This window comes from Marivirga sp. (assembly GCF_051117495.1).
GTDB lineage: Bacteria > Bacteroidota > Bacteroidia > Cytophagales > Cyclobacteriaceae > Marivirga.
In genome coordinates this window covers 40,838-53,574 of sequence record NZ_JBNPEF010000027.1, presented here as the reverse complement: position 1 = coordinate 53,574, position 12,737 = coordinate 40,838, and the positions used below count along the sequence as shown (strand labels likewise).

The window sequence follows — 12,737 nt, the reverse complement described above, 5'->3', positions numbered from 1 at the left end:
ATCAATTTTTAGTAGAATCGTTTTCAATTACTTCTTCCATTTCTAAGGCCTTCCCTGTGCTATCTTGTTCTTCTTCCTCTGCTCCATTCTCACTTTCTATCAACTCAAGCTTCAATTTAGCCTCATCTTTTAAAACCTTGGAATCAGCATTCTCAATAATTGAATTTAAGGTGGCCTTAGCTTGAAAGATTTCCCCCATCGCGTAATAATTATCTGCAATCAATAAGAAAGATTTGCCCAACCACTGTGCATAATTTCCGAAGTCCTTATTCAATTCAAATAATGTATTGATAGATTCTTGATAATTTTCAGAATTATAATCCATTAATGCTATCATATATTTCGACTCAGCTGCATATTCGTCTTTAGCCGCATCTACAGCATTTTGAAAACTTGCTTTAGCATCGGTATATTTTCCTTGATAATAATTAGCCATACCTTTATTAAGGTAAGCTTCATTAATTGCATTGGCATTCACAGCCGCTTCATCCAAGATTAAATCCGCATACAAAATCATTTTGCTGTAATCAGATTTTGCTTTGGCAATTTCCATAAGCCCTGTATAGGCATTGTATTTATCTTTTTTATTTTCGGCCTGGTCCAAAAGCTTGGTAAAATATAATCTTGCCTTATCAAAATCTTTATTTTCCAACTCTATTTCCGCTATTTTTTGAATTGAACGTTTGTTGAATGAAGTATTATTGGCTTCAACTACCTCATAAAATAATACTAATGCCTCTTCAAATTGATTATTTCTATAATAAGAATCCGCCAAATAATAACGGGCTTCCGCAGTTAATGAATGATCAGGATAATTTTGAATATAAGCTTTAAATGAAGATATCGCCCGATCATATTTCTGATTGAAATATAGAGATTGGGCAGCATCAAATTCAATTTTTGTTACCTCCCCATCATTAGGGTTTGCATTTTTATAGGCTGTCAAATATTGGTCTAAATCCCCTTCTTTATTCATTATAGAATATAATTCCTGCAAACCAGCCAAAGCACCATTAGCAGTGGAATGAGTTAAGTAGTTTTGCAATATTAAAGTATAATCTTCTTCAGCATTTTCATATTGCTGTAGGTTAAAATATGCCAAAGCTCTTTTCGAATAGGCATAAGGTCGTAATGGACTTTGGGGTAAATTTTTCAGCAAATAGGAAAATCCGTCAATTGATTTCTCATATAGTCCTGATTCAAATGCCAATTGGGCTTTTTGAAATAAGGCATTATCATAATAATTAGAATTACGATAATCCGAAATTACTTTATCAAAACTCTGATTCGCGATTTTATTATTTCCAGTTATACTATTTACCACTCCCTTTTGGAAATACGCATAATCAATATTTGGATTTCTTTCTTCAATTGCTTTTTGATAATAGTTTATGGCTAATTGATAATTTTTAGTTACATAATAGCAGTCTGCTAACCTTATCAATGCATCATTATAATAGGTAGCTGATTTGCCATTTTTAAGATATTCTTTAAAATACTGAAGCGATTTTTCAAATTGTTTATCGTTGTAATAGGCATGAGCTAAACCGTAATTCAAGTTGGCAAACCAACTATCAGTACTATTACTTGATTTGAATGATTTTTCATATGATATAATGGCTTCTTTATATTTTTTACCTGTAGAGTAAGACTCTCCCATCCAGAAATAGGTCTCCCCTAACAGATTTTTATTTTGCGGATAATCCACCGATTTTTGAAATAACTGCATGGCTCGATAATAATTTGCCTGATTGAAAAATTCAGCTCCTTGATAGAAAGTAACCTTTTGATAGGCCTCCTTTAGTTTTATGGATTTATTTTCAATAGATTCCAAAAATGCGATGGCTTGTTCATAAGCATTTGAATTCAAATAGGCTTCGCTCAACAGTTCATTAGCTTGGGTAGAATAAGGACTTTTTGGATACTTTTCAATATAAGAAGAAAGCTCACTGACGGCATTATTGGTATTCCCTTGTTTTAAATATAGTTTAGCTAATTGGAAATGACTTTCCATGGCAATTTCCTGATTGAAATCAAGCAATTTTGCCTGTTCATAGGCATTGGAAGCAAATCGATAGTTCTCTTTTTTCAAATATAATTCTCCTAAATAATAAGCATTAAATTGTGAGAGCGAATCTTTGGCAATCCCAACCTCCTCAAAAAGCTTGATGGCTTCTTCGTAATTTTCTAATTGATAGGCTACATAACCCATGCGATAGAGTAATTCCCTATCCATTTTGCTTTTGTTCTCTTTCCTGTATTCCTCAAAATATTCATTTGCCTGGCTGAAGTTATTTTGTTCAAAATAGGCATCAGCTATCAATAACTTAATATTTAAAGCTTCTAATCTATTCAATTGAGGTAGCAGACCTTCAGCATAATCAATCAATTTTTGATATTGCCCTCTTTGATAATAAATATTGGCCATCATATTGGCAGTAGAAATTTTATAGGCATCATTTTCAGCAGCTCTTTCCAAATCAATCAAAGCTTGATCAAATTGCTTTTGCTCAAAATAAATATAACCGGCATAATAATTAGTGGCTGATTGATATTGATTCTGACGTCTTTTTAATTGATTAAAATAAGGCAATGCTTCCTCAAAAGCTCTTCTACTGAAATAGGAATATGCTATTTTAAACTGATAATGGGTTTTGTCTTCTCCCCTTAATTTATCATCATCTGCTTTTTCATAATATTGAATAGCTTTAGCGTAATTCTTTTCCCTGAAATAAAAATTACCAAGTTCGTAATAAGCTTCCAATGCTTTAGGATGTGAAGGGTTGGCATCAACAAATGATTTAATTCTCTTTTCTCCATTTGTTTGATAAAGGTAAATTGCTATCAAAGCACTAAAATATTCCGCATTTTTTGATTTTATGCTTTCATGGTCATGGTGTTTTTGATAATCCTCAAATCTATTTTGTGCAGTTGTGTATTGCTTTTGCTCAAAGGCCTCAATTGCTTCTTGATAGACATCATCAGCATTTGAATTGACAAATGCATATTGACTTAACAATTTGAAAGGCAGTAAAAAAATAAGGCCTATTATTAGAATTCTTTTATTCATTCCTGTGGTGATATATCTGTTGAAATCTCTTTTTAAAATAAGATTTAAAAAAAGTATCTGAACTTGCATTATAAACTACAAAATCAATGATTTATTTCATTTAAAAAAATTTCAATGCATCAATTTATATACCAATTCTTTCATAAGTTGCGCTTCACTAATATTGGCCGTAACTCCTTTGTACATTAAATCTGCCTGAAAAATATGAGCCAAATTTTGAATTGTTTTATTCAAATTAAATCTGTTGACGGCCATTATGTAATCTTTCGCAAAAAATGGATTTACTCCTGCCGCGGCCGCAACTCCTCTTTCACTTCTATCTTGGCTGTGATGTATCAATAAAACTTTTGTGAAAAAGGAATGCAAAAAACCAATATTCACCACTGCCGGATGATTTTTAGGATCAGACGCAAAATAATTGATGATTCTATTGGCTTTTAGTACGTTGCCTTTAATAATAGCAGATTGAAGTTCAAAAATATTGTAATCCTTATTGATTCCCACATATTCCTGAATCAAGGATTCTGTGATTTCAGAAGGCTTATCGAAATTGACTAAGACTTTATCAATCTCATTGGAAAGTCGCTCTAAATTATTGCCAATATATTCTGTCAATAACATTAAGGCTTGCCTATTAATGCTGTGCCCTTTGGACTTCACATATTGGGAAATCCAATCCGGTACTTTATTCTCATAAATCTTATTTGATTCAAGAAGTACAGTATATTTCTCTAAGCTTTTGAATATCTTTTTTCGCTTATCAAGTTTTTTATGTTTATAACAAAACACCAAAACACTGGAAGCTTGTGGGCTTTGAAGGTAATTTTCCAATAAAGAAAAATCAAATTCACTTTCTGTAAACTCACCTAGATTTTGAGCTTCTTTTACGATAATTACCTGACGTTGCCCCATCATTGGGAAAGACCTTGCCGCAGATACAATTTGGTTTAGCTTTACATCTTTACCATAAAGCACTTGCTGATTAAAACCCTTCTCACTTTCATCTAAAGCATTTTTTTCGATATAATTACTGATTAAATCAATAAAATAAGGCTCTTCTCCATGAAGAAAATAGATAGGTGCATAATTACCGTTTTTAAGATCCGAGAGTATTTGTTCTGCCGATTTTGCCATAAAGTTAATGTAATGGTGCGAATATAATCTTTCCGATTGTCAGTATCAAGTTGCAAGTATTGAGTATCTAGAATTTACATAAATCCGGGCTGCGGTTTGACGGTTGGAACCGTCTAACAGATCTTGCACATTGCTATGCTTATCGGTCAGACGCTATATAGCCAGATTAAAGTTAACCAGATTAATTTCATTTATCGGCTCTAAATTAAATTTTTGATAAGCGTCAGACCGGAGCTTTCATCCTTTCTAAAATCTCATAAACTGCAGGACAAACCTCAGCATTTTTAAATGTCTTTTTTAATATCTGATGCATTCTTTTTCTGTTGGTATGGGGATATTCCCTGCAGGCTGTAGGACGATTTTTATAAACTATGCATTTATTATCATGACCCAAAAATGGACAAGGTGCTTCATTCAAAACATAATCACCATCTTCATCAATATGTAAATAAGTTTCAATAAACTCAGGCACTTTCATTTTTAGGGCTTTGGAGACCCTTTCGATATCTGATTGTTGGAAAATTGGACTTGTGGTTTTACAACAATTAGCACAATCCAGACAATCCATTTTCTCGAAAATCTCAGCATCTAAAGCATGGAATTCATCATCCAGCTTTTTCTTTTTACGCAGCTGTTGATAAAAAGCTTTATTCTGAGCAACATAGTCTTTGCTATTATCTTTCCAGTTTTGATATAATTCCGTGCTCATGCGTTTTCATATTGGTGGTTGGTGTGCCACCAACCACGGGCAAAATTTGTAGTATTTTGTAAAAATCAAATAATTTAAACCAAATAAATCCCTTCTTCTTTAATCTGGATTTTCTTTTCTTTATATAGATTTCCGATTTGTCTTTTGAATTCCTTTTTGCTGAGTCCAAACGTATCGTAGATTTCCTCTGGTTTGGATTTATCATGGTATGGCATAAAACCATTATGGTCTCTCAGAAGCTCCAGAATTTCTTTTTGCTTCTCTTCTTTTTCAATTGTCCATTGCACATCCATTTTTCCATCTGCCCTTATAGACTTGATTTTTCCTTTGCCTTCCATTCCTATATCAAGCGGATCAAATACGGTGTTTTCATAAACTAAGCCTTTGTATTGCTGATTAATCACTACCTCATAACCCAGATCTGTGATTCGGTATATCAACAAATCGACTTCTTGCCCTTCTTTCAAATCCCCGGAGCCTGTTTCCAAAAAGGATTCAATATGCATAGAAGCGACTATTCTTTCAGTTTTAGGATCTAAAGTAACATAAGCCACAATCAAATCACCTACTTCCAATTCATCAGTTTGCTCTGAAAATGGAATCAAAAGTTCTTTTTCCAATCCCCAATCTACAAAAGCACCTACTTCTGTAATTTGCATCACTTCAAATAACCTCGCTTGGTGTAATTCTGCTAATGGCTTGAGTGTAGTAGCAATTGGACGTTGAGCTGAGTCTTTATAAACAAAAACATCAATCTGATCTTCTATTTTCTTATTCTGCGGGACGTATTTATTGGGCAATAATACATCTTCATCTCCATCGCTAAGATAAAGTCCTTGTGGCGACTCTCTGACTACTTTTAAGGTATTCCATTTTCCTAATGCTAACATGCCTGCAAGTTAAGACGGTTTTGGGGAAAAATGAACAATTAGAAGTGTGAAGTAGTAAACAAGAAATAAAAAAAATTGGGTTATGTTAGGGTTGCCAGCTGTAACGCTATGGATACATTGATATTATCTTTCTAAAAACTTGTATCAAATTCCCTTTTCATTCGAATAGTTTTGCCAAATTCAATTTGTTGCAAGCCCAAGCATTCTGTTTCTCTACAAAACTCAATTTGAGAAGAAACTTTATATATCAAGCCAGTATTAGCAGCATAGACTTCAATTCTTTGATCATAATTGGCAATAGAATCCTGATTATCTTCTTGGATTACTTGAACAGAATTCTCAAAAGTTGAATCTGGAAGCTCATAGGCTTGGAAAGCTCCGGAAATGGTGTATTCATCTTCTTGAAATTCTTGTGGTGTACCATTCCAACTTTTACTTTCTACTACTGGAAAACTTAACTTTACTTCTTCTGAATTCCCTAACTTTAGTTTAGCTAACTTTGGGGTTCGGATTTTTACAATTGAGGAAACGATTTCCTTTTCTCCATTTTGATTAATACTGTACCGAAAACCTTCTAATTTAATTCCATCGTCTAGCTTAACTGAATCTGTCCACTCATCTTGAAGAAGATACAGGCTAGTGTCAATTGTGCCATCATTATTGTAATTAATTTCTTCAACTGAGTAAAGATCAGATTTTTGAAAATCAATAGGAAAAAACTGTAGCCCCATAATTTCTTCATTAGGAGCTACAGTTGAATTTTCACAGGATGTGAAAATTATTATGAGACTAAATAGAATTAGATAAGGCCTCATTTTTTAATTTTTGTTGATTGAAAGATGAATGTATCCAACCACCGCCAATTACATCATCTCCTTCATAGAAGACTGCAGCTTGACCTGGTGCAATAGCTGGTACTCCATTTCCAAAGAAAACTTTCATAGTATCCCCTACTTGTTCGATTACAGCTGGAGCCCCATCATCATTATACCTTACTTTGGTTACAGTATCCAATCGATCATCCAAAGATGTATATTTACTCATAACCAAGTTTTTGACATACATTCCATCTCTAGAAAGTTCATCAAAAGTACCCAAAACCACTCTGTTTTTGTCCTTTTGAATTTCAGTCACGTAAACTGGATATCCTAGCGCAATTCCCAAGCCTTTTCTTTGTCCGACAGTATAGAATGGATAACCTTCATGAGTACCAACTACAGTACCATCTTCTAACACAAATTCACCACCCTTTACTTCTTCTTCTAAGCCTTCAACTCTTCTTTTCAGAAAGCCTCGGTAATCGTTATCAGGCACAAAGCAGATTTCATAAGACTCTGATTTATTTACTAATTCATAAAAACCTTTATCTTCTGCCATTTTACGAATTTCAGGTTTTGTTAAATCACCTAAAGGTAAAATAGTGCGACTTAAGCTTTCTTGGGAAACTCCCCAGAGGGCATAAGATTGGTCTTTATTTAGATCCTTTCCTCTTGAGATCACATAACGTCCATTTTCTTCCCTTACTTTAGCATAATGTCCGGTTGCGATAAAGTCACAGCCTAACTTATCTGCCCTACGCAACAATGAATCCCATTTGATATGAGTATTACACAAAACACATGGATTAGGCGTTCTTCCAGCCAAATATTCATCCGTGAAATGGTCAATAACATAATCGCCAAACTCCTCACGGATATCCAAGATGTAGTGTGGAAAGCCTAAATTAACCGCTAAATTTCGGGCATCATTGATAGAATCTAAGCTGCAACAGCCTGTTTCCTTTTTGGAACTGCCTGAAGAGGCATAATCCCATGTTTTCATTGTCATTCCTATGACTTCATAGCCTTGTTCATGTAGTAGAACGGCTGCCAATGAGCTGTCTATTCCACCGCTCATGGCTACTAATACTCTTCCTTTTTTGCTCATAATTCACGTTTTCACAGGGTTCACAGCCCTGCTTTGGTGACACATTTATTTCATGATGCCAACAACTATTATTGACATAAAGTGCAAAGTTAATGAGAAAATATATATTTCGTTAAATGATCATGAATTATCGATTAAATTAAAACCAAAAATGCTATTTCATACGTTCGTGTAGGTACATTTAAAATATTAATATTTATATGACACTTAAATCAACTGCCTTAGCACCACTTTTTAATAAAAAAGATATATTTGGTCGTCAAATTAATTTAGAGGACTATAAAGATAAAAAATTATTAATCGGATTTTTTAGACATGCCGGTTGTCCATTTTGTAATTTAAGAGTACATGCCCTCACCAAAGTACATGAAAAACTAAAGGCTAAAGGACTTGAAATGATATTCTTCTTTGAATCTAAGGAAAGTGTATTATTAAGGAGCACATTCCACCAAGAAGTCTCCCCTATTCCACTAATTTCGGATCCTGAGAAAGAAATTTATGCTAAATATGGATTAGAGGAATCGAAAAAAATATCCAGAAATAGTCATATCACTAGTTTTATTCAAACAGCAATTAAAGCCAAATTCACGGGGGTTCCAATGAATATGCCTGAAGCTCAAGAATCCCTTAATACTATTCCTGCAGAATTTTTAGTAGATAAAGGATTAAGATTAAAGAAACTGCATTATTCAAAAAGCTTGACTGATAGATTAGATTTAGATCTTATTGAAAAGTTTGCAGATGACAGTAGTATATTTGATCATGATAACAAGGATGCAGCTTAAAAACCCCATAAATTCTTTATTGTGGACTTTTAGTTCGCAGACTATTGAGGAAAGCTAAAAAATCAATGAAGTAACTAGCCCGATTCTTTAACCCAGTTCCAATAATTTCATTAACTTTTGGCAAAAAAGTGAATGCTTAAAAAATTGAAGCAATTGGGGCCTGGAATGATAGTAGCTGCGGCTTTTATAGGACCTGGTACCGTTACAACAGCTAGCATGGCTGGAGCAGGATATGGTTACACACTGCTTTGGGCCATGCTCTTTTCCATTTTAGCCACCATTACCCTGCAAGAAATGACGGCCAGATTAGGGACTCAAGCTAAAATGGGCTTGGGTGAAGCCATTCGCAGAAAGTCATCCAGCAAATTTCTAAAATATTCAAGTTACTTTCTCGTCATCAGTGCCATTGTAATTGGAAATGCCGCTTATGAATCTGGAAACTTGGCCGGAGCTGTGATGGGCTTTGAAAACCTCCCTCAAGTTTTTGGTGTCAACATTTTATTGGTTTTAATCGGGATTATTGCCTTTTCCCTACTATTCTTAGGTAAATACAAATATATAGAACGATTCCTGATCCTTTTGGTGAGTTTAATGGGTGTGATTTTTATTGTTTCGGCCATAATATTGCAACCTTCTATTTTTGAAATCATAAAGGGGCTTTTCATACCAGTAATTCCTGATAAAGCAGGCTTGATGGTGGTTGGTTTGATTGGTACAACAGTAGTTCCCTATAATTTATTTTTGCATGCCTCAGCCAGTAAAACCAAATGGAAAGATGGTGATTCCCTACAATTATCAAGACTTGATACCATCCTATCCGTAAGCTTAGGTGGGCTGATCACCATGGCAATCATGGTGACTGCGGCAGTGGCTTTTGAAGCAAATCCACAAACAATAGATGGAATTGGCGCCTTGGGAGAACAACTACAACCCATTTTGGGCAATTGGTCCACTCATTTTATTGCCTTCGGATTTTTAGCCGCTGGTTTTTCTTCTAGTATTACTGCACCTTTAGCGGCCGCTTTTGCAACATCGGAAATACTCGATTGGAAAGATGGCTTGAGGAATAAAAAATTCAAAATGGTATGGGCTTTTGTACTTTTAACGGGCATCATTATCGCTTCTTTAGGTTTCCGTCCAACAGCCTTAATTCTTTTTGCACAAGTAGCCAATGGTTTGCTACTACCAATCTTGGCCATCTACCTTTTATGGATTGTCAATGACAAGGCGCTCATGGGAAAATATGTCAATTCAAAACTCATTAACTTATTTGGCGTTGTGGTAATTATCGTGACCTTAATTTTAGGCTTAAAAAGTATATTTACCGCCTTTGGTATTTTTTATTAAGAATTATGACTTCTATAGATATTAATTGTGATTTAGGAGAAAGTTTTGGTCAATTTATTATGGGAAATGATGATGAAGTTTTTCCTTATATAAGCTCCTGCAATATTGCCTGCGGATTTCATGGTGGTGACCCCATGCACATGGAAAACACAATCAAGAAAGCACTTCATCATGACGTTCAAATTGGCGCTCATCCTTCCTATCCTGATTTGGCGGGATTTGGAAGAAGAAAAATCATGCTTCCTCCAGAAGAATTAAAGGCCGCGATCAAATACCAAATTGCCGCTTTGCAAGGGATGGTCAAGAGCTTGGGAGGAGAACTAAAATACGTGAAAGCCCATGGTGCATTGTACAATACAATTGCCCATGATAAAACCGAGGCTGAAGTTTTTCTTACCGCAGTCAATGAAATAAATCCTAACTTGGCCATAATGGGATTAGCAAGAAGCCCTTTTCAAGAATACACTCGTAAATTTGGGTTTAAATTTATTAGAGAAGGTTTTTTAGACAGAAGATATCAAGAAGATGGCAGTTTGATGCCTAGAAAAGAAAAAGGCGCTGTTTTGGACAGCGTTGAGGCAAGCTTAAAACAATTCCAATCAATAGCAGAGAATGGTGAAGTTGAAACGGCCAGTGGAAAAAAAATCAAGATGGAAGTAGATAGTTTATGTATTCATGGAGATAATCCATTAGCAACAAAAATTCTAAAAGCCATTCAACAATTGGAAAATAAGATTAGCATTAAAAAATTTAATCTGTGATGGAAATTATCCCATACGGTGATAATGCATTGCTCATCAATTTCGAGCAAAAAATTGACACTGAAATTCATCAAGTAGTCAAAGCTTATCATTTTGCCATTCAAAATATTGATGAAGTCCAATATCAAATTCCAGCCTATTGTTCCATTACAGTTATTTTTGATCAAAAATCCATCAGTTACGATGAATTAGCATCTAAAATCAAAGACTTAAACATAAAGCCAGTAAAAACTCAAACAAAAGCAAAAATTATTGAAATCCCCGTTTGTTATGAAGCTGATTTTGCTCCAGACCTTCAATCTCTCTCCCAAGATTTAAAATTAAGTAAGGAAGAAATCATTTCACTACATACTGGCCAAACCTATGATGTATTTATGGTGGGCTTTCTACCAGGCTTCCCCTACTTAGGAAAATTACCAAAAGAATTGGAATGTAATCGTAAATCAACACCTAGAAAAATTGTCAAATCTGGAAGCGTAGGATTGGCTGGGAGTCAAACCGGAATATATCCAAGTGATGCGCCAGGTGGATGGCAATTAATAGGTCAAACGCCAATAGAAATATTTGATTCTGCAAAAGAAGATCCATTTTTATTGAAAATGGGAAATCGTGTGAAATTCTATTCCATTTCTGCCGAAAAATTTAAAGAGATTCGAGATGAAGCAAAGTGAACTTAGCTTAACCTTTCTGAAAGCGGGAATGCAAACTACCATTCAAGACCAAGGACGGCCTGGCATGCAACATTTGGGAGTCCCTATTGGAGGAGTATTAGATAAACGCTCTGCTGAAATGGCCAATTATTTGGTAGGAAATGAAAAGCAAAACCCCGTATTGGAAGTCACCATGATTGGGCCTGAAATTTTATTTGATTCAGATGCTTTAATTGCTATATCAGGCGCCCATTTTGATATTTTTATAGATGATAAATTAGTGAAAAATGATGAAGCTATTTACATCAAAAGTGGTACTATGGTTAAATTTGGGGAATTAAAATATGGTTGCAGAGCTTATTTGGCAGTTGCCGGGAAATGGAAGGCGAAGAAATGGAATGGAAGTGTAAGCCCACTTATGCAAGCACTTGAAGCCACACCTAATAGCATTATCAAAAAAGGAGCTAAATTAAAAATTGAATCCGCACATTTAAATAAAAATGGCACTAAGGACAAAAATAATTCCACGCCTATCCTATCTCACATGGTAAGATTGAGAGTAAAGCCTGGGCCTGAATTTGAAAATATTTCAAGGACTTCAATCGCTAAATTTTTTGGACAGGGACATATCATTTCCCAAGATGCCAATAGAATGGGTTATAGATTGAAAACTGAGCTAACCTCCTCAGAAGAAAGAAAGGAAATGATTTCTTCGGGAATAATTCCGGGAACCATCCAGCTGACTAGAAGTGGTCAACCCATTATATTACTTCAAGACGCACAAACAACAGGAGGTTATCCTAGAATTGCCAACATTATAGAAAAAGACTTAGATCAAATAGCACAATTGAAGCCTGGAGATGAAATTTGGTTTAGTTTGGAATAAGCTGTTTTAGTAAATTACAATTTGTACTCAAATTAGGATGATTTTGAAAAATTTATTGCCCAAAATCCAGATGGATGAAAATAAAATAGTATAAAAAACTGTAATCCAGACACTTTTCTTTCTAATTTTATTCAATTTAATAGCCCTCAATAAGAGAATTATATGAATAAAGACCACTATAATCGGAATTGTAAATAAGCCTAATTCAAAATAAAAACTTATTCTTCCCAGGTCATTAGGTTTAGAAAAGTTCATCACTCCTGACAATAATTGCAAATAAAAGGAACTAAACAAGAATGGAAAATAATAAAGGTTTTTACTTCTTTTTAGTACAAAAAAGAAAAAGATCGTTTGAAGTAAAGTGATAATAGGACCTATTGCAGAAATCAACATATAATCTGCTTCAGAATCATATTTACTTAAGACAGGATAGACCGTATTAAGTGTCATTTTCATATCGTAACCTAATACCTCTCCGATTAGCCAATGTCCAAATTCATGCACTAAGAAACTAGAAACAACTGCTAAAATACTTACAAGTAAAAATTTAAAATTCCACATAAAACATTATACATGGAA

At 34.4% G+C, this 12,737-nt stretch carries 12 protein-coding genes; 5 read left to right on the top strand and 7 right to left on the bottom strand.

Going from position 1 to position 12,737, the window contains the following annotated elements; genetic code table 11:
- Window position 1: 1 nt before the first annotated feature.
- From ACFE0M_RS14360 to mnmA, 6 genes are all read right to left on the bottom strand, one after another.
- Complete coding sequence (locus tag ACFE0M_RS14360) at window positions 2-3,070, bottom strand: tetratricopeptide repeat protein (protein WP_434546470.1); 3,069 nt, start codon at window positions 3,068-3,070, stop codon at window positions 2-4.
- A 111-nt stretch (window positions 3,071-3,181) separates the two neighbouring features.
- Window positions 3,182-4,204: a DNA polymerase III subunit delta gene (holA, locus tag ACFE0M_RS14355; RefSeq protein ID WP_434546469.1), complete on the bottom strand. Its 1,023-nt coding sequence runs from the start codon at window positions 4,202-4,204 to the stop codon at window positions 3,182-3,184.
- Window positions 4,205-4,427: 223 nt separating this feature from the next.
- Complete coding sequence (locus tag ACFE0M_RS14350; RefSeq protein WP_434546468.1) at window positions 4,428-4,913, bottom strand: YkgJ family cysteine cluster protein; 486 nt, start codon at window positions 4,911-4,913, stop codon at window positions 4,428-4,430.
- Window positions 4,914-4,987: 74 nt separating this feature from the next.
- Window positions 4,988-5,803 carry a CvfB family protein gene (locus ACFE0M_RS14345; RefSeq protein WP_434546467.1) on the bottom strand — a complete coding sequence of 272 codons (816 nt, stop codon included), beginning with the start codon at window positions 5,801-5,803 and terminating at the stop codon, window positions 4,988-4,990.
- Between the two features lie 131 nt (window positions 5,804-5,934).
- Window positions 5,935-6,618: a hypothetical protein gene (locus ACFE0M_RS14340; RefSeq protein ID WP_434546466.1), complete on the bottom strand. Its 684-nt coding sequence runs from the start codon at window positions 6,616-6,618 to the stop codon at window positions 5,935-5,937.
- The gene (gene mnmA, locus ACFE0M_RS14335) at window positions 6,593-7,729 is read right to left on the bottom strand and encodes a tRNA 2-thiouridine(34) synthase MnmA (protein ID WP_434546465.1); all 1,137 of its coding nucleotides are present in this window, start codon (window positions 7,727-7,729) and stop codon (window positions 6,593-6,595) included. Before mnmA ends, ACFE0M_RS14340 begins: the two co-directional genes overlap by 26 nt.
- Before the next feature lie 200 nt (window positions 7,730-7,929).
- Between mnmA and ACFE0M_RS14330 the strand changes: the two genes are divergently transcribed.
- The 5 genes from ACFE0M_RS14330 (at window position 7,930) to ACFE0M_RS14310 (ending at window position 12,158) form a co-directional block, all read left to right on the top strand.
- Entirely contained in the window at window positions 7,930-8,514 is a 585-nt protein-coding gene (locus ACFE0M_RS14330; RefSeq protein ID WP_434546464.1) for a redoxin domain-containing protein, read from the top strand.
- 132 nt (window positions 8,515-8,646) lie between these two features.
- A complete protein-coding gene (locus ACFE0M_RS14325; protein ID WP_434546463.1) occupies window positions 8,647-9,861 on the top strand; it encodes an Nramp family divalent metal transporter in 1,215 nt (404 codons plus the stop codon).
- 5 nt (window positions 9,862-9,866) lie between these two features.
- Entirely contained in the window at window positions 9,867-10,622 is a 756-nt protein-coding gene (locus ACFE0M_RS14320) for a 5-oxoprolinase subunit PxpA (RefSeq protein ID WP_434546462.1), read from the top strand.
- Window positions 10,622-11,293, top strand: a complete 672-nt coding sequence (pxpB, locus tag ACFE0M_RS14315; RefSeq protein ID WP_434546461.1) for a 5-oxoprolinase subunit PxpB — start codon at window positions 10,622-10,624, stop codon at window positions 11,291-11,293. Before ACFE0M_RS14320 ends, pxpB begins: the two co-directional genes overlap by 1 nt.
- On the top strand, window positions 11,280-12,158 hold the full coding sequence (locus ACFE0M_RS14310) for a biotin-dependent carboxyltransferase family protein (RefSeq protein WP_434546460.1): 879 nt from the start codon (window positions 11,280-11,282) through the stop codon (window positions 12,156-12,158). The genes pxpB and ACFE0M_RS14310 overlap by 14 nt, the downstream gene beginning before the upstream one ends.
- A 27-nt stretch (window positions 12,159-12,185) precedes the next feature.
- Here the strand turns inward: ACFE0M_RS14310 and ACFE0M_RS14305 are convergent, their stop codons facing one another.
- Entirely contained in the window at window positions 12,186-12,719 is a 534-nt protein-coding gene (locus ACFE0M_RS14305; RefSeq protein WP_434546459.1) for a hypothetical protein, read from the bottom strand.
- Window positions 12,720-12,737 lie beyond the last annotated feature (18 nt).

Coding starts and splice junctions, on each gene's coding strand:
- ACFE0M_RS14350 (WP_434546468.1), bottom strand. CDS start 4,913: ATGAGCACGGAATTATATCAAAACTGGAAAGATAATAGCAAAGACTAT.
- pxpB (WP_434546461.1), top strand. CDS start 10,622: ATGGAAATTATCCCATACGGTGATAATGCATTGCTCATCAATTTCGAG.
- ACFE0M_RS14305 (WP_434546459.1), bottom strand. CDS start 12,719: ATGTGGAATTTTAAATTTTTACTTGTAAGTATTTTAGCAGTTGTTTCT.
- ACFE0M_RS14360 (WP_434546470.1), bottom strand. CDS start 3,070: ATGAATAAAAGAATTCTAATAATAGGCCTTATTTTTTTACTGCCTTTC.
- ACFE0M_RS14320 (WP_434546462.1), top strand. CDS start 9,867: ATGACTTCTATAGATATTAATTGTGATTTAGGAGAAAGTTTTGGTCAA.
- mnmA (WP_434546465.1), bottom strand. CDS start 7,729: ATGAGCAAAAAAGGAAGAGTATTAGTAGCCATGAGCGGTGGAATAGAC.
- ACFE0M_RS14345 (WP_434546467.1), bottom strand. CDS start 5,803: ATGTTAGCATTAGGAAAATGGAATACCTTAAAAGTAGTCAGAGAGTCG.
- ACFE0M_RS14340 (WP_434546466.1), bottom strand. CDS start 6,618: ATGAGGCCTTATCTAATTCTATTTAGTCTCATAATAATTTTCACATCC.
- ACFE0M_RS14330 (WP_434546464.1), top strand. CDS start 7,930: ATGACACTTAAATCAACTGCCTTAGCACCACTTTTTAATAAAAAAGAT.
- ACFE0M_RS14325 (WP_434546463.1), top strand. CDS start 8,647: ATGCTTAAAAAATTGAAGCAATTGGGGCCTGGAATGATAGTAGCTGCG.
- ACFE0M_RS14310 (WP_434546460.1), top strand. CDS start 11,280: ATGAAGCAAAGTGAACTTAGCTTAACCTTTCTGAAAGCGGGAATGCAA.
- holA (WP_434546469.1), bottom strand. CDS start 4,204: ATGGCAAAATCGGCAGAACAAATACTCTCGGATCTTAAAAACGGTAAT.